The 18,473-nt window shown below is 34.9% G+C and carries 15 protein-coding genes; 10 read left to right on the top strand and 5 right to left on the bottom strand.

The features are described 5' to 3' along the window. Window positions 1-210: 210 nt before the first annotated feature. On the top strand, window positions 211-2,907 hold the full coding sequence (ligD, locus tag BM371_RS05965) for a DNA ligase D (protein ID WP_034672398.1): 2,697 nt from the start codon (window positions 211-213) through the stop codon (window positions 2,905-2,907). 171 nt (window positions 2,908-3,078) lie between these two features. Here ligD and BM371_RS05960 read toward each other — a convergent pair whose 3' ends face one another. From BM371_RS05960 to BM371_RS05945, 4 genes are all read right to left on the bottom strand, one after another. Next, window positions 3,079-3,435 carry a response regulator gene (locus BM371_RS05960; protein ID WP_034672397.1) on the bottom strand — a complete coding sequence of 119 codons (357 nt, stop codon included), beginning with the start codon at window positions 3,433-3,435 and terminating at the stop codon, window positions 3,079-3,081. 327 nt (window positions 3,436-3,762) lie between these two features. Beyond that, entirely contained in the window at window positions 3,763-4,359 is a 597-nt protein-coding gene (locus BM371_RS05955) for a Crp/Fnr family transcriptional regulator (protein ID WP_034672396.1), read from the bottom strand. A 518-nt stretch (window positions 4,360-4,877) separates the two neighbouring features. Then, window positions 4,878-6,140 carry a chloride channel protein gene (locus BM371_RS05950; protein WP_034672394.1) on the bottom strand — a complete coding sequence of 421 codons (1,263 nt, stop codon included), beginning with the start codon at window positions 6,138-6,140 and terminating at the stop codon, window positions 4,878-4,880. 331 nt (window positions 6,141-6,471) lie between these two features. Continuing rightward, window positions 6,472-7,017, bottom strand: coding sequence for a peptidoglycan-binding protein LysM (locus BM371_RS05945; protein WP_074958552.1), 546 nt, complete (start codon window positions 7,015-7,017; stop codon window positions 6,472-6,474). Between the two features lie 475 nt (window positions 7,018-7,492). Here BM371_RS05945 and BM371_RS05940 point away from each other — a divergent pair, with 475 nt between their 5' ends. After that, window positions 7,493-7,915: a pyridoxamine 5'-phosphate oxidase family protein gene (locus BM371_RS05940; RefSeq protein ID WP_034676791.1), complete on the top strand. Its 423-nt coding sequence runs from the start codon at window positions 7,493-7,495 to the stop codon at window positions 7,913-7,915. 109 nt (window positions 7,916-8,024) lie between these two features. On the opposite strand, the gene BM371_RS20890 is transcribed toward BM371_RS05940, so the two are convergent. Beyond that, the gene (locus BM371_RS20890; RefSeq protein WP_262486415.1) at window positions 8,025-8,156 is read right to left on the bottom strand and encodes a hypothetical protein; all 132 of its coding nucleotides are present in this window, start codon (window positions 8,154-8,156) and stop codon (window positions 8,025-8,027) included. A gap of 382 nt (window positions 8,157-8,538) precedes the next feature. Here BM371_RS20890 and BM371_RS05935 point away from each other — a divergent pair, with 382 nt between their 5' ends. The 8 genes from BM371_RS05935 to BM371_RS05900 all read left to right on the top strand — a co-directional run bounded on the left by BM371_RS05935 (window position 8,539) and on the right by BM371_RS05900 (window position 18,032). Then, window positions 8,539-9,516 (top strand): aldo/keto reductase, encoded by a 978-nt coding sequence (locus BM371_RS05935; protein WP_034676790.1) that lies wholly within the window; start codon window positions 8,539-8,541, stop codon window positions 9,514-9,516. Window positions 9,517-9,527: 11 nt separating this feature from the next. Further along, window positions 9,528-10,265, top strand: a complete 738-nt coding sequence (locus BM371_RS05930) for an SDR family oxidoreductase (RefSeq protein ID WP_034676789.1) — start codon at window positions 9,528-9,530, stop codon at window positions 10,263-10,265. Window positions 10,266-10,282: 17 nt separating this feature from the next. Beyond that, the gene (locus BM371_RS05925) at window positions 10,283-11,197 is read left to right on the top strand and encodes a helix-turn-helix domain-containing protein (protein ID WP_034677424.1); all 915 of its coding nucleotides are present in this window, start codon (window positions 10,283-10,285) and stop codon (window positions 11,195-11,197) included. A 756-nt stretch (window positions 11,198-11,953) separates the two neighbouring features. Then, window positions 11,954-13,105: a zinc-dependent alcohol dehydrogenase gene (locus tag BM371_RS05920; protein ID WP_034676788.1), complete on the top strand. Its 1,152-nt coding sequence runs from the start codon at window positions 11,954-11,956 to the stop codon at window positions 13,103-13,105. A gap of 28 nt (window positions 13,106-13,133) precedes the next feature. Continuing rightward, complete coding sequence (locus BM371_RS05915; RefSeq protein ID WP_051882795.1) at window positions 13,134-13,661, top strand: hypothetical protein; 528 nt, start codon at window positions 13,134-13,136, stop codon at window positions 13,659-13,661. Between the two features lie 448 nt (window positions 13,662-14,109). Next, window positions 14,110-14,451, top strand: a complete 342-nt coding sequence (locus tag BM371_RS05910) for a hypothetical protein (protein ID WP_034676787.1) — start codon at window positions 14,110-14,112, stop codon at window positions 14,449-14,451. A gap of 100 nt (window positions 14,452-14,551) precedes the next feature. Next, entirely contained in the window at window positions 14,552-15,325 is a 774-nt protein-coding gene (locus tag BM371_RS05905) for a GLPGLI family protein (protein ID WP_034676785.1), read from the top strand. A gap of 1 nt (window position 15,326) precedes the next feature. Further along, window positions 15,327-18,032: a carboxypeptidase-like regulatory domain-containing protein gene (locus BM371_RS05900; protein ID WP_034676783.1), complete on the top strand. Its 2,706-nt coding sequence runs from the start codon at window positions 15,327-15,329 to the stop codon at window positions 18,030-18,032. Window positions 18,033-18,473: the final 441 nt, after the last annotated feature.

The raw sequence follows: 18,473 nt of genomic DNA, 5'->3' as shown, positions 1-18,473 counted from the left end.
CGTCATTTCAAAGATAAATGAATGTCAGTTCTCAGGCAGTTACGGAAGCTATCCGAGCGACCGGATCCAACCACAGAAGTACTTGAAGCGTATTTTAAAGGAAAAGCACAAAAAATAAATTCATTCCAGCAGCTTTATACAGAAAGCGCTTATTGCATCTCAACTTTCTGGCCTTGTCAGAAAGATGTTATTATCTAAAAAGCTAATATCATGAAATTATCAGATTACCATAAAAAAAGATCGGAAGATAAGACGCCTGAACCTTTCGGAGGTAAACCTTCAGGCACAGAACTACGATTCGTTGTTCAAAAGCATGATGCCTCGCATCTGCATTATGATTTTCGTCTTGAGATGGATGGCGTACTGAAAAGCTGGGCTGTTCCCAAGGGACCATCGCTTGATCCAGATATCAAACGGCTTGCGATGATGGTTGAAGACCATCCTTATGACTATAAAAATTTTGAAGGGATCATCCCTAAGGGACAGTATGGTGGGGGAACGGTTATCGTCTGGGATGAAGGAACTTATGAGCCGACAGAACCCATAGACGGGGATTTAAAAAAACAGGAGAAAAATCTATTACATCAACTGTACTCAGGAAAACTGAAAATAAAACTGAAAGGCAAGAAGTTAAGGGGTGAATTTGCCCTGGTTAAAGCGTATGGAAGAGGGGAGAACGGATGGCTTCTGATGAAGCTCGCTGATCGATATGCCACAGCAGATGATATAACTTTAAAGGATAAATCAGTTATTTCAAAGAAGACTATTGCCCAGATGGAGAAATCACCGGATAGGACTTATGGTCAAAATGTTGTCAAAGTTGACAGTACGAAGAAAGATAAAAAGACAGTTGGTGAAACAGCGCCTGAACTGGTGGATTCACAACTCAATGCTGAAGCTCCGAAGAAAAAAAAGGCTTCCAAAAAAGTCAGCACGTTATTAAAAAAGACTGCTGAACAAAAATTCTATCATGAGGTAGAACCGATGCTGGCTACATTGGTCGATCAGCCTTTTGAAAGCGATGATTGGCTGTACGAAATAAAATGGGACGGTTACAGGGCAGTCGCTTTTATGGACGGAAAAAATGTTGAGCTGAAATCGAGAAATAACAAACGTTTTTCTGAAAAATTTTATCCTATCCAGCAGCAATTAGAACGGATGAAGCTTAAAGCTATTATTGACGGAGAGGTGGTAGTTCTTGGCAAAAAGGGTTCCGCAGATTTTGGTTCTTTACAAAACTGGCGAAGCGAAGCGGACGGAGACCTAGTTTATTACGTATTTGATATCCTCTGGTATGATGGCAAAGACTTAAAGGAACTTCCATTAACAGACCGAAGGGCAGTTCTGGAACAAGTATTACCTCAAAATGATTCTGTACTCATCAGCCAGGATTTCCATACTTCAGGTATTGAATTTTTAGAAGCCGCTAAGAAAATGGGTTTAGAAGGCATTATGGCCAAAAGAAAAGATAGTTTATATCATACAAAAAACAGAACTAAGGATTGGCTCAAAATCAAAGCCAATAAAAGGCAGGAAGTTGTCATCGGGGGCTTTACACTCAATGATGATTCCAATAAGCTCTTCAGCAGCCTTTTGGTAGGCGTATATGCTGGTAAAGAATTGATCTATACCGGAAAAGTAGGAACAGGCTTTAATGCTAAAATGCAGAAAGAAATGATGGATCAATTTGAGCCACTCATTACGGACAAGGTTCCTTTTTCAGAAGAACCTGATGTTAACAAGCCATCCCGCTTCCGTCCCAATCCGCCTCATGCCACTGTAACATGGTTAAAACCTAAACTGATAGGAGAGATCACCTATACTGAATTGACCAGTGACGGTGTCATGCGACATCCCTCATTTGAAGGCATGAGAAATGATAAGAACGCAAAGAAAGTAGTTTTTGAAACCGAAACCAAAGCTCGAAATATTGTAGATAAGGATGCGATCATAAAGCCACGTCAGAGCAGCAAGAGAAAAACACTGCTTAATCCCAATGAAGCAACTCAGGTAAAGAATGTGAACAGGCATGAACTGAAATTTACCAACCTCGATAAAATATTCTGGCCGGATGATAAAATAACAAAGAGAGATTTGATCAATTATTATTACCAGGTGGCTCCATACATACTGCCATATCTAAAGGGGCGTCCCCAGAGTATGAACCGATTTCCTAACGGTATTAACGAAGAAGGATTCTATTTTAAAGATATTACGGGAAAGGCTCCCGACTGGATTGAGAGATATATTTATCACAGCGATACTGATCAAAAAGAAAAACAGTACTTGGTAGGAAGTGATGAAGCAACTCTTCTTTACATGGCCAATCTTGCGTGTATTGAAATGAATCCGTGGAATAGTACGGTGAAGAAACCTGATCATCCGACCTATTGCATTATTGATCTGGATCCTGATAAAAATACTTTCGACCAGGTGATAGAGACGGCACAAGTTACCAAGCAGATCTTGGATGATATGGGTGTACCATGTTATTGCAAGACAAGCGGTTCCACGGGACTTCATATTTATATTCCTTTAGGAAATAAATATACCTATGAACAAAGTAAAGAATTTGCTAGGGTCATCGTTAAATTGGTTCACGAAGCACTTCCCAAAATAACTACCATTGAGCGACAGATATCAGACCGTAAAGGAAAAATGTACCTTGACTTTCTTCAGAACAGGCCGCATGCGACAATTGCTTCTGTTTATTCCGTTCGTCCTAAAGCAGGTGCAACAGTATCTATGCCTCTCAACTGGGACGAAGTTAAAAAAGGTTTAAAGATGAGTGATTTTACTATTTTTAATGCCTTAGAACGTGTAGCGGATGTCGGTGATATTTTCAAGCCTGTCTTAGGTAAAGGGATAGATATGCTGAAGATACTATCGAGTTTGCAGGATGAGTAAAATTGAATTAAAGCTAAGCTTAAAGATACGTCACCATAGAACGAAAAATGCAATTATAAGATATACCAATTCTGATATCATACACATATAAAAGTTTTGGCAAAAGATCTTTATTTGCGTCGAAGCATATTGTAATGTGTATGATTTAAATTGCACAGCACCTTCCGAAGTTTAAGTGTTTTTCTTAACGACATCTACCAGATGATCAATATCAAAAGGTTTTTCAATAAAGTCATCAGCTTTGCATTGTTCAGCCTTTTTACATAATTCAGAAGAAGTGGAGGTCAATACAGCTGAAACATCTTCTGTAGTAGGATCGGACTTTAACTCTTCAATTACCTCAGTTCCTCTTTTATCTCCTTTGATGTACTCATCTACAATAACTATGTCAGGATTGATCTCGTCGATCTTCTCAATAGGCTCGGTAGTTAATGATGGTGTAACATCATAACCTTCGTTGGTCAATATGTGATCCATTAGGTCTAATATTTGTTCATCATCCTGAATAAGCACTACTTTTTTCTCCATAAGTCATTAATTTTTTATAAATATATGAAAAAATGTTCTCCGACTATCCAACTATAGCACATCTCTCGAACCATAAAGTAATTTTTAGAATTTTGAATCTTGAACAATAAATCATTTTCGCAAAGGGAACTAAAAACTGTTATTATCACAAAAATATAAACCTTCTTCTTCTCCATTGATTGTGAGGTCTAATACTGTTTGTTTTCTCTGACTAAAGCCTCATTATAACATCATTTTTTTCGTCTTTAGGTTCTTTCCAATTTTTTAAATAAGAATATTGAATACAATTTAAAACTTGTTTGACCTTAATTGGTATTAAATATTTTCTTAACAGAAAATTCTTCTGTTTCGGATTTTTAACTTGTTATTATTTGCCATTCTTTTGACTGTTCGAATGACAGTTTCGACACGCAGTCCTGTTAGATTAGCGATCTGCTTTCTAGTCAATGGGACTTCATAAGTAAATGGACTATCATGATTAGAATTCTTCTTTAAATAATTTAAAATACTTTTAATTTTTGATTCAGGCTCTTGTGATATTAGAGTAAACATCATGGAATACTTATCAGAAAGTCTTTCCGCAATAAGTTTAAATAATTTTAATGAAATTTCGGGATTTTCGTCCAGCAACTTTAAAAATGAATATTTTGAAATTTTTATGATGTCACAAGCACTTTTTGCAATGGCGTTAACGGTGTACGGCATATCGGCAAAAAGAAATGACTCGCCAATACTTTGACCCTCGAATAAGATATGCTGAGTAAACTCCTTTCCATCTACGTCATAATTATTAAGTTCAACGATCCCTGTTCTTATCTGGAAATAATATTTGGGACTACCACCTTCATTGAAAATTTCTTCACCATGTTCATATTCTGCAACGATTGCACCATATTTCAATAAAATATTTTCATCAAGAAGCATAGTTCTGTGATTTAATGGATGTATATTTTATAACATCAATTAACAAACCATTCTAGTGAATTATCTTTGATGTGTTCAACAAATTAAGATTATGTGGTATTATTCATTTACTCCTGTTTAAAATAGGTGTCAAAGTGTCCTATTAGATCATTAGTTTCAAATGTCATAATCTTATTTTCTGTAACGATCTCATTATAGAGTATACTGCGACGTATTATAAAAAAAATACTTACTAATAAATCAAGATGTCTTTACAAATGTAAAATACACTAAATATTCCACTAATTTGAGTGAAACTAAAATCGAAACTAAATGTTTTATGTGGTTTTGTTAGGCTCTCCCAATTTCTATAGCTTCTTCTGGATGTCAGCAATTATTTTTTAGATAATCTATAGGGAAGTGTAGGTACTATTTTTTTAACTTTATTATTTGTGATTTTATAATTATGCGTAAAAAATTGAACGCACAAATCCTTCAGAAATCATTTTAAAATGAACAAAAAACTATTTAAGCAATAATTATTTACTTTTGTTATCGTAAGTATACACATTATAGGGTAGAATTGATTTTGCTAAGTTTTTAGAAATCCAACATCCCAACAATATAGGAAAAAACAACACATATCCATTAGGTGCTAAATTGCAAACTAAGAAAATTGCTGTTAGAGGAGCATAAATAGATGCAGATAAAGTAGCAGCTGCCCCGACTAATACAAAATTTAGATAGATCAGAGAGGTTCCAAAATAGGTATTGCAAAAAAGAGCTAAAGTAAATCCTAAGAATGCACCTGCAACAATACTGGGTGCAAAAACACCACCATCACCTCCGGCTCCAAGAGTTAGAGAAGAAGCCAGCGGCTTTAATAAAATAAGAAAAAACAAAAAAATAAACGAATAACTTTGGGGATGACTTAGAATTTCGGATAAAGAATGATAACTGTCTCCATATAGAGATGGAAAACAAAATATTAGCATTCCTACAATCACAGCTCCCAAATTTACTCTCAAAAAATTATTGGAAATCCCTAAAAAAAAATCTTTAATCTTAATGACTAGAATTGTAAAATAAACGGATAAAATACCTCCTAATAAGCTTAAGATTATAAAAAACGGAATTGCCATCCATTTCCACCCATTAATTTCAAAGGGAAGTAAAGGATCGCTTTTCATGAAATAAAGGAAAATCCCTGAAATAATAGCCGACGAAGTACAGCTAATAAAAAGTGTTTTATTAAATTTTCTCGCAATCACTTCCAGAGCAAAAAGCCAGCCTGTGATTGGACTTCCAAACAAAATTGCTACGCCTGCTACAACACCTGCACAAATAAGTTCCAATTTGTAAATATTTGCTGAAAAGTGTTTTTCATAAGCTGCATTTCCAAGAGTTGCTGTTGCGACAACCGTAGAAACTTCAATTCCTGTAGACCCCCCGAAGATGACGGTAAGAAATCCGTTTAAAAAATGTGATGGAATTTTGAAAAGCGGTAAATGATCTTTTCTTTGATCAATTGTTTTATAGATTTCGGTGATCCCTTTATTTTTTCTATTAAGGAAAAGGTATTTTCTTAAAAAAAATATTGTTGTTATCCCCATTGTTGGAAGAAAAATAAACCAAATAGAATTTTCTCCTTCTGCAAAATGAAATATGAGTTTTTGAAAATGCTCAGTAATTAATTTTAATGAATAGCCAAGACAAGAGGCAACGATGCTTATTAACACAGAAATTATAATTAACTTGAAAAAGTGATGCGCTTGTATTTTTCTTCTATTCGTTACTATCATAAATTCAATTTTTTTTACAAATCTAAGTGCTAGCTTAATGTAATCAAAAAAATTACCTATGATATTTCTATTATGTACTTTCAATCGTTTTTTAAGATTCGATAACTTTAAAAAGATATAAGACGGCTTAATAAACTCACTGAATGTTTGGTGGAATGTACTAATTAGATTTAATTGTCCAATAACATCGATTCTACCTTACAGCTGATAGACACTTATTTCCGGATTTTGAATTTTCTCTATATCGGTATCAACACATACAAAATCAAAGGCTTCCTGTAGGAAGCCTTTGAAACACCAAATCACAAAATATTAATATGAAAAATTTTTATTATAAAGCTGTTGCGGTATAAGTAACAGTTTGCGTATAAGTTCCGGCTGGTTTACCTAAGATATCCGAAGATGATGATTTCGAAGCTGGAATCATGTAATCCAAGTTCAATGTTAATGCACTTCCAAGCGGAGCATTTGACACTAAAGTCTGATCCGTTGCGGATAAAACGACAGCCGTTTTTGTTCCGCCCATTGTTCCAGCTGCTGCAGCTGCTTTGATCGTCAAAACATTTACAGGAATTGTATTTGTTCCGTTCAAGAAATTAGCACCTCCTGCTTTTACTTTAACGTTAAAGTTCTTCGTTGAAGTTACTTTCAAAGAGTTGGCTTTGGTAATGGTTTGATCAGAGTTGTAGTCTGCTGCAGTAGCATAGTTGAAGTCAACCGTATTACCGATTGCTGTACTTCCCGCATCGATAGAAATTACATCATTCAGGGTAATATTTACGGTTGTTGTAGCGGTAGTATTTTGAGCCTGAGCATTATTAGTTCCTAATATAATTGCTGCGATAGTTAAGACTGCGGTTGCTATTTGTTTTGTCATGATCGTATTTTTTATTTTTTTTATTATTTAGTTATCCTCTTTTGAACAATACAAATCTACGGCAGCAATAGAAGTTTTATTGTAGTGGAAAATGGAAGTTCTTGTAGTAAAATAACTACACGGATTTTTCAAGTGGTTCAAATAAAAATCCCAACACTTTGAAGGTGTTGAGGGTATTTAAATTTGCTGTTATTTTTATTTTAAAGGTTTTGTAATACAAATTACCTTTACTTAAAAACAATAAATCCGAAATCTTTACTGAGAAATTTTCAAGTTTAAAGAATAAAAATCATTTTTTCATTCTATCAAGATTAAGATGAGCAATTAATTGAAGCATATTATTTTGATAAACGAATGCTGACGCACCAGACATCTTGTATCGGTATGGATTTTGGTTTGTGCTAGCAAAGCAGATCAATTCCTTGATATTTGTGAACTCAGGATATGATCACCACTAAACCAAAATATCAGTATTATGAAAAAAGCATCATTGAAAACCATTGCAGAAAGAATGAAGAACCTCGATTTCTGTATGATGGTCACGCAGGACGGAAAACAAGTCTCCCATTCAAGGCCTATGAGCAACAACGGTAAAGTCGAGTATGATGGCGACTCCTGGTTCTTTTCCTATGAGGACAGCCATAAGGTCGACCAGATCATGAACAATCATCATGTCAATCTTATCTACCAGACTGATGACCTGCTATTTATCGAATGTATCGGTGCCGGTGAAATTATTCAGGATAAGGACACGCTTAAAGAAAAATGGGTTGAAGACCTTGACCAATGGTTTCCGCAAGGAATTGAGACTCCCGGGATCTGTCTGATCAAAGTGCGTGCAAGCAAGGTGCGATTCTGGCATAAAGAGGAAGAAGGTGAGTACACCTCAAAGTCGTAGGTTATTATTCATTACCTAAAATAGAATAGAGAATCAACCTATTGAATAACATAAATCCCGATATTCGTCGGGATTTCTTATGAAATTAAAATTTGTTAGTATGCTTTATCTAATCACCTTTTTTATGGTGATGAGGTTTTAAAGCGGTTTTGTTTTTTGGAGTCTCCTTATTATCTCTCTGGCGTTGGTCTAATTTACCTGTTGACTCCGCTGTTTTTTTTGGACCTGGCTTAATTCCCATTGCAAATAAATTTAAAGGTTAATATTGTAAATCATTCATATTTAATGCCAACCTGTTAAATTTTACTTTATCATGATTTTTAAAAAGATCTAAGTCAATGGATCATTCTTAATTCGCTCTGTTCTTTTCCTCAAATTTAACATTTCGATCCTGGCGTATTCATTTTTATGTGATTCCGTAAAATGAATGATATATAATTCAACGGTACTGCTTATTGTGACTGAATAATGGATAACTGAAACAATGGAATTTCTTTTCTACTTAAAAACTTTATGAATATCTGACTACAACAATTACCAATCAGGATACTTTTTATAGAACGTTAATCAAGAATTTTGTAATTGAAATTAATATCAGTTTTAGAAATAATTAATAAATAATTATGCAAAAGAGAAAATTAGGAAATAGCGGATTAGAAGTTTCCGCATTGGGCTTTGGCTGTATGGGTTTAAACTTTCTGGATGGGAAAGGTCTTAATAAAAAAGATGCCATCACGCTACTACGTAATGCAGTTGAAAGAGGCGTTACATTTTTTGACACCGCGGAGGCCTACGGACCGTATACCAATGAAGAATTGGTTGGTGAGGGATTACAACCTTATAGAAAAGATGTCGTCATCGCTACAAAGTTTGGCTGTAAAGATGCCAGTCCGGCAATCGGTCTGGACAGCAGACCCGAAACCATAAGGGCGGTCACCGAAGCATCTCTAAAAAGATTAAAAACGGATTACATTGATCTGCTTTATCAGCACAGAGTTGATCCGGATGTTCCGATAGAGGATGTTGCAGGAACGGTAAAAGACCTGATACAGGAGGGGAAGGTAAAATATTTCGGTTTATCGGAAGCAAGTGCTGCAACAATTCGAAAAGCACATTCAGTTCAGCCGGTATCAGCATTGCAAAGTGAATATTCTCTGTTTTGGAGAGAACCGGAAAATGAAATCATACCGACATTAGAAGAGTTGGGAATTGGTTTCGTTCCGTTCAGCCCTTTGGGTAAAGGTTTCCTAACAGGTATCATCAACAAAAAATTAGAGGATATTGACCGAAGGAATGTAATTCCCCGTTTCACCGAAGAAAACATAAAGGCCAATCTGGTTTTAGTGGAAGCTCTTTCTGAGATCGCTCAACAAAAAAACATTTCAACCGGACAATTGGCATTGGCCTGGCTCTTAGTTCAAAAGCCTTGGATAGCTCCGATACCAGGGACTACAAAACTGCATCGTCTGGAAGAAAACATCGCCAGTACAAATATTGTATTGACAACCGATGAACTGGCACAAATTGACGAAACGGTCAATGGAATTACACTGGTGGGCGACCGTTATCCCGAATTTTTAGAAAAACAAATTGACAGATAAAACAAATAGCAATGCAGAATATCAAAGGAAAAGTAGTGGCTATTACAGGCGCAAGCAGTGGAATGGGTAAGGTTATCGCCTTAGAATTAGCTAAAAACGGTGCGAAGGTCGTTTTGGGTGCAAGACGAACAGAACAATTACAACAGATTGTTGAAGAAATTAAAAGCAAAGGTGGTTACGCAGCCTGTGCTCAAATTGATGTGAAGAATAAATCCGATCTTGTAAGACTGGTCAATACAGCAGTTGAGGAATACGGAAAATTAGATGTCATTGTGAACAATGCCGGAGTCAGCCAGTTAAGCCGCATTGACGAGCTGGATGTTGACGGCTGGGAAGAAATGATCGACATTAACCTCAAAGGTGTTTTGTATGGAATGGCGGCTGTAATTCCTGTTTTCAAGCAACAGCAATCGGGTCATATCGTCAATATCATTTCAACGTCAGGAATCAAGATTGTACCCATGCAGGGTGTTTACGCAGGAACCAAAAATGCGGTAAGAACTATCGCTGAAGGATTTAGACAAGAATCAGACGGAACAATCAGGATTACCGGAATTTCGCCAGGTGTTGTAAAAACCAACTTTGCTGAAAATATAAAAAACAAGGAAATGAAAACCATCATCAAGGATAATATGGAAAATTTGGCCATCAGCCCGGATGCCATTGCTAATGCTGTTATTTACGCCATAAGCCAACCTGCAGATGTTGAAATTGGTGATATTGTAATTCGTCCCTCAAAACAAAATTGATTAAATTCGTAAATGAAATGCAACAACAATCTAACATCAATCAAATTAAAAGTATATCGCAATTTGTGCGGGTATTGGGATTTCCCGCGCCACTGCACCCGTTGATCGCATTGGTTGACTACAATGCTGTTTCAATTGATATGTTTCCGAAAGGGCAAAAGGTTAGTCTGGATTTTTACAAGATCTCCTTTAAGCCTACCTTCAAAGGATACATAAAGTACGGACAGGGCTATTATGATTTTGAAGAAGGTGGACTGGCGTTTCTGAAGCCGAAACAAATTGTTATTTCACCCGAAGAAACGGAAAGCTATGAAGGGATTGCCTTGTATTTCCATCCGGACTTTATCCGCAACTATCCGCTGGGAAAAACAATCAATCAGTATGGCTTTTTTTCCTACGATGTCTCTGAAGCCTTGTTTTTATCGGCAAAGGAAAAAGAAATTATTGCCAATTTATTTGCTACAATAGCGAATGAATTGGACAACAATATTGACGGTTTCAGTCAGGATGTTCTGGTGTCGCAAATAGAATTGTTATTGAATTACAGCAACCGTTTTTACAATAGGCAATTCATCACTAGGAAAGCAGTCAATCACGACATCATCACTTCTTTGGATCGACTGTTAAACAATTATTTTGAAGAAGAAAAAAGTCTGAAAAATGGTTTGCCGTCCGTAAAATATATCAGCACGGAATTAAAGCTATCGCAACGCTATCTGAGCGATATGCTGAGTTCATTGACAGGACTAAATACACAACAATATATTCAAAATACAGTCATAGAAAAAGCGAAAGAAAAATTGTCAACAACGGATTTATCCGTTTCGGAAATTGCCTATGGATTGGGCTTTGAACATTCACAATCATTTAGTAAACTTTTTAAGAGCAAGACAAAGTTTTCACCTCTGGAGTTTAGGCAGTCGTTTAATTAAGGTTCTTCAGCAAAATAGTCTCATAAGAGATTTTCTAGTTTACTCCAGTTTGGTGTCATCAGGCTTTATCATGGAAAGTTTACAGTAATACGAACTAGGAGATAATTGTAATAACACGTTTAAGTACTTATAGCGATTATTCTATATTCTGATATTAGCAAACTTTTCAAATGAATCTTTCTATTGCCAAGTTGAATGATTAACGACCTTGGATTTGCTGCTAAGAATACGTGAAGATATAAAGCCTGGAGTAGTACTTACTTCTTCGTTAAAGAAGCTTCTAATAAGCGGGTAAAGGATTTCAAAATCCTTTATTTCTATTTCAAAATGTACAATAATATAGTATTTACTTTTCATTATTTATCAGCTTGGAATTTAATAATCATCTTCAACTAAGATTTGATCTAGATTCTATCAGAAGATCGTTTACAATTCTGTCCGTATCAAAGTGCCAAGCCTGACCGCCTATTTGAAGTCATCCAATTACACCTCCACCTTTTAATTTAAATAATTTGTAATTAATAGGGCTGTAAGGGGCACAATAACTAGGTATTCATCTCTTGTGGCACAAAATTAAAATTTTGTTGGTCAGGCCTGTTTTGTTAATGCAATGCCTTGATCCCTAGCTTTTACTTTACCATCAGCTTCTTTAACCATCGATGAATGGAATACCACATATGCGTAAATTATCGTTACTCTTGGCGTGGCGGTCTCCATTTTGCTATACGTTTATCATCACCAACAAAATATACATATATGTTAGCAATGAATTTCCGCGGACCATTCCGTGTACGGGCAGACCGTAACATGCCGGAGCCTCAAATAGAACATCCTGAAGACGCTATTGTGCGGGTTTTAAGGTCGTGCATCTGCGGATCCGATCTTCATCTTTACCACGGCCTTGTTCCTGATACACGTACAGGTACTACATTCGGCCATGAGTTTATTGGAGAAGTCGTTGAAATTGGTTCTTCTGTTCAAAAACTGAAGGTAGGCGATAAGGTAATGGTACCTTTTAATATCTCGTGCGGCAAGTGTGCCTTTTGCAAACAGGAACTTTACGGCAATTGCCATGAGTCTAATCCTATGGCCACTGCAGTAGGTGGTATATTTGGGTATTCTCATACTGCGGGAGGTTATCAAGGTGGACAGGCAGAATATGTGCGTGTTCCGTACGCAGATGTAGGCCCAACCGTTATTCCGGACTGGATGGATCCTGATGATGCTGTACTTCTAACCGATGTAGTACCTACCGGCTATCAGGCAGCAGAAATGGCAGGCATTCAAAAAGGCGATACCGTGGTAGTTTTTGGTGCAGGGCCTATTGGTATAATGGCAGCCAAGAGCGCGTGGCTTTTCGGAGCAGGACGAGTAATCGTCATTGACGAACTGGAATACAGACTTGATTTTGTAGCGAAGTATGCTCAATGTGAAGCTTATAATTTTAATAGTATTGGTGATCCGGTCGTCTTTATAAAAACACAAACGGATTCCCTAGGTGCGGATGTCTGCATCGATGCTGTAGGTTGTGAGGCGAAAGGAAATCTTACAAATACAGTTCTTGGAACAAAACTGCTTCTACAGGGTGGTTCTACCACAGCTCTTCATTGGGCCATTAATTCGGTGAAGAAAGGTGGAATTGTTTCCATCGTTGGGGTGTACGGTCCTACAGATGCTTTGGTACCAATAGGAAATGTTGTAAATAAAGGAATTACCATCCGGGCTAATCAGGCAGCCGTGAAACGCCACTTGCCTAAGCTTATTGAACATGTAAAAAATGGAATTCTTGATCCAAAGCAAATTATTACTCACCGGATTCCACTGGAAGAAGTAGCTGATGCTTACCATATATTTTCACGGAAGTTGGACGGATGCATAAAGACAGTGCTTATTCCACCGACTGCTTAAAAAGTTTTTAACTAAAAAATATTACAAGATGCTTACAGACGAAACAAAGCCTTCTGATTTTAAAAAAAGTGAAGAGGCAGATTACAGTCATATAAAAGGTTGGGGAATCGACGCAGATCCTAAAAATGATCCCGTTTATCCCATGAAGAAACGTACCAACGAAGAACACCAGGGCTATTCTTGGGAAAGACCAGAACAGCAACATGAAAACGTTGAAATTTTAAAATCCGTAGAGCGGCCTAATTTAACTGCTGCTTTCGGAACTGCCTCACCACCGAGAGGCTTTAACGGAGAAATCAGGAAATTTGCCTTTCAATATAGTGAATCGAGCTATGGAAGATGGCTTCCACTTATCTTGGCAGATCGTGTGGGCGCATTCGAAGGGATTATTGATGATTTAAAAAATGGTCATGTACCCAACATTTTTGCTGAACGCGGCTGGGGATCGGAATGGAAATACAATAGAAAGAATTTTCTGCTTAAGATTGCTGTAGCCGCTACGGTCACAGGTATTGCGATAACTTTATTAAAGTCAAAAAAGAAAAAAAATAACTAATCTATTCATGATCGGAAGAAATTCCGACCATGAGGTATGTATAAGATCCGAGATAACAAGTTATAATAAAGGGGGTGTTAAGTTTTAGTTGATTTACAGAAGCAACTTAATTATTAAACTCTAATCACTTTAATGGATACTTCTCTACTACTTATTTTCCTTATTAATCTTGATCTAAATTAAACCGACAGCAATCAATTGCTGTCGGTTACTATTTATGAGTTAACGTCTAGAATTATCAGTCACTCGAAGACTACTTTTTCTATTTTATATTGTGACTTTTTTTCTTTACATATTTTTATTTTTCACTTTACTGGTACTTATGTAAAGAATAAAAATGGCTAAAAGGACTAGTAGGTAGAGATTTAAAATTTATTTTTTTTCACTAATTGATAGAGTTATTTGAAATTTATTTATATATTTACCGAACAACTAAATAATAAAAGTTATGAGAAAATTTATTTTAGGAGCTTTTGCTACCTTCATGATTTCAGCTTCAGTTTTAGCTAATGAAACAAATGCAAATTCAGTAAATGTTGAAAATCCAACTTCTGCTGAAAAAGCTGTTTCCTCTTCGGATAATAGCAAAAAAACAAATTTTGAAGCAAGTTTGAAATTTGACGCACTGATGATGAGAAGAATCTGCGTCATTAGAGTAATTACGACCTATCCAAACGGAAGTACATCAACACAGGTTTATACCTATCCTGTTGATGGAGGAGAAGATCCTACATTAGCACAAACTCAATGTCAAGCATTAAAAGCGCTTCACATTGCAGCTTTAGACTAAAGGCGGGATACAGCCAATTATCGGAGTTTCCTTATTAGGAAACTCTTTTTTTTAAATAATTAATCTTTATAATCTAGTATACTGAATCAAAACTTACATTATGAAAATATCAAAAAAATCATTTCTTCTCTTTATTTTTCTGTACACACTGTCTTTTTCTCAGAGTATTCAGGTTACATATGCTTATAAGCCTTCCAATTACTTCGAATTTGAAGAAAATGTATTTTTAGTAAACGGTCAAAAGGTGAGTATAGTAGATTCCATTCCTCTGAAAAAGATAAAGCCTAATTCTGGAGAGGATATAATTATTGAGCGCGACAACGGTATAAAAAGGTTCAGAACCATTCTGATAGATGACTTAAAAAATCATAATACCCTTTTTACATTTCAAATTAAGAAAAATAATTTTTTAATATCTGATACCGTGCCTGAAATCAAATGGGATATTAAACATAAAGAAACAAAAAGAATAGGGAAGTATAATTGTAAAAAGGCAACTGCAAATTTTAGAGGTACTGTTGTTGAAGCATATTATACTACTGAAATTCCCGTTTCGATTGGACCTTACAAATTTAGCGGATTACCCGGCTTAATTTTAGAACTCAAAACGGGTGGGACGGACAATTACTCATGGATTGTTAAAAATATCCAATATCCTTACACTGGCGTTGTTGATTACAGTACAAAATATATAGCTGCATTACCAAAAAAGACAATGAAAAATCTGGTAGCAGAAATTGATAAACGTAATTCTGAAGAGCAAAGTATATTTTTAAGTAAATTACAATTACCACCAGGTATAGGACAGCCTGAAGTAGAAACAGTATCAGGTAATACAAGAGGTTTATTAGAAAACAAATTTGAGTGGGAGTAAGGTGAAAAACTACAAGGATTTAAGAAACGGACAACAAAAATTGTCTGTTTTTTATTATAAATTATATTTATTACTATCACTGTTTGCGGCAACATTTATGAATGCGCAATCTGTTACAGGGATTATCTATGACATAGATGATAAAGTTATACCTGGAGCAATCGTTTCATTAATTGATTTGAAAAATGATGATATTGTAGACTATACTTTGACAAGTAAGGACGGCTTTTTCAAAATGGATTTAGTGGAGAAAGGGGCTGTTAAAATTTCTATAAATGCGATTGGCTACAGAAAAAAGGAAGTGATTATAAACATCAATACTGATGGCAAAAAAAACTATATATTAACAAAAGATGAGGAACAGAGTATTGAAGAAGTTATCCTTACTCATTCAAACCCGATAAAAATAAAATCTGATACTGTTGAAATGAATGCTAAATCGTTCGTGAACGGTACTGAAAAAAATGTTGAGGACTTGCTGAGAAAGTTACCGGGTGTCACTGTAGAAGAGGATGGGAAAATAAAAATTGCTGGAAAAGAGATTGAAAAAGTAATGGTCGAAAATGATGATTTTTTTGAAAAAGGATACACGCTTCTTACAAAAAATATGTCTGTTAGACCTATTGAAAAGGTACAAATACTTCAAAATTATTCCAATAACAAACTATTAAAAGGTGTTGAAAATTCCGATAAAGTGGCAATTAATCTTACTTTGGAAGATAATGTAAAAAGAGACTGGTTCGGGAGTGCAAGTTTGTCCTCATCATTTTTCCCGGAATCATTTTATTCTGAAAAGCTACATCTTGCAAAGTTTGGTAAAAAAACAAAATATTTTCTTGCAGCGAGTACCAATACAATCGGACATAGCAATATAGGAGATATCGGTCATCTTATAAAGCCCTCCATTGAGGATGAGCCGGGTTTTATAAACGTTGACGAGGATGCGTACAGATTTGGTGTAGACAGTTTTATTTTTTTACCCTTCGGCTCACAGAAAGCAAAATTTAATAATGACAAATTATTATCAGCAAATACTATCTTTAACTTAACCAATAAAATGAAATTAAAGATTACGAGTCTGGGAAATTTTGAAAAAAACTCAATAAGTAAAAAAGCCATTACTGATTTTAACTTCCAAGATACTCAATTTACTAATGTTGAAGAATTCTTTAGGACTTCTAAAAAAAACGATTACTTCAATAAGATAGATTTTGAACACGATATTTCAAAAAATACTACCTTAAAATATTCTGCTAACTTAAGTTATTGGAATAACTATAAAAATGAACATCAGATTTTTAATGGATTGCCATTAGAAATAGATCAGAAAACAAATAATTTTTCCACTGATCATAATATTCTCTTAACAGACAAAGTAAATGAAAATATTGTTTGGCTTAATAGCATTAGATTTCTTAAACAAAACATATCAAATCGGGACGATTCAAATCAGTTTTTTTTCGAGGAATTAGTGAATGATTTCCAGGAGATACAAAATTATAACCAGACTTCAAATTCCAAGTTTCAGTTCCTTGGATTTATTTCACAATTACTTTATAGGACTCAAAATGAAAACCTATGGGATATTTCCGTTTATAATTATAATAAAACACAAAAATTTGATAATCTTATGGGCTACAAAAACGGTTCGGTTGAGTATTTTTTTCCAGAAGCTTACAAAAACTATTTTGAAAATATAAATAATGATTTTGCTTTTTCTTTAAAGCACACAGCGTCATTTAAGAATTTTAAAATCAATCCTAAACTTGATGTTCATTTTACAAAGAACCAACTCAAATATGCAAATTCAAATAATGAAAAATTTTTTTACTTTATCCCGAGTTTAAATTTCTCGTGGGCAGTTCATAACAAAGGTAAATTAAATGCTTCTTTATTTTTATCCCGTAACAATACCGGAGTTCTGGAGATCATGCCTAACTACTTTAGCCAGACTAGCAGAAACTTAATAAGGGGCGTAAGCAATTTTGAGTATTTGAAAAACTCAGGCGCAACTTTAAAATATTCTTATGGCGACTGGAGTGATCGGGTTTTTATAAATATATACGGCTCATACACTAATTTTCATAATTATCTATCATATAACTATAATATTACTCAAGCCTACAGCATCGCAAATTTAATATCTTTAAGAAATAGAAATGATTACATACTATCTGGTGAATTCAATTATTATTTAAAGAAAATACGATCAAATTTCAAAATAACTTATGCAAATAGCACCTCGTTGTATGAAGATCAGATTGACGACGGCAATTTTAGACAAGTCGCCTCCTTATATAATCGAATAGGATTGCAGTTAAAATCGGGCTGGAAAAAAAATATAAATTATAATATAGGAACAAATCTTAATATTTCGAAGATTACGACAGATCAGCAAAGCAGCAAGGTTATCAATCAGCAGGCGTTTTTTGAATTAATTTTCGCTCTTAATAAGAAAACTAAAATTGAGCTTAAAAACAGTTATTATTCTTTCAATGGATATTTCAATAAAGATAACTCATATGATTTTATGGACTTCAAATTAACCTATGACTACAGCAAAAATATTTCCCTCTCTTTAATAGGAAATAATCTATTTAATGTAGTGAAATTTAAAGAAACTTCTATTACGAGTTACTCGGCTTACACGAGCGAATACTCTCTGTTTCCAAGATATGTCATGCTTGAATTAAATTTTGGACTCTAAATATACTAATCGTTTTAAGGATATTATTCAAATGATTGTCCGTGAAAGTTTTTCCGGTAGGAATAGAGGTGACTTGCTCAATTGATTACTGTTTGCCAGCATTGATCATTTTATATGTTACCAACATGGTTTTATAAGTCCTAATCTAAATGGATATCTTCCTATATGTGAATAAAAACGGTAATTACTGTAAAAAGTAAACTTTTGAAAATGTGTTTGTAATCATGGTACTTCTTTCCAACTGGAGAGGAGATTACCCGTTAAAAGTCAATGGTTAGTTTTAACCAAAAAATTTGAAGAACGTTTGAGCAATAACTATACTATTATCCTAATATAGGATCCCGTACTAAGGTGAATGCTGGAGTTCATGATTTTAAACGATTTCATTTGTTAGTAAATTAAATATTTATATATTTGTGGTGACTGACTAAACAGTCACTA

The organism is Chryseobacterium formosense (assembly GCF_900116415.1).
Lineage (GTDB): Bacteria > Bacteroidota > Bacteroidia > Flavobacteriales > Weeksellaceae > Chryseobacterium > Chryseobacterium formosense.
Note: the sequence above shows the minus strand (reverse complement) of the source record. Positions and strands in the feature narration are given on the sequence as shown.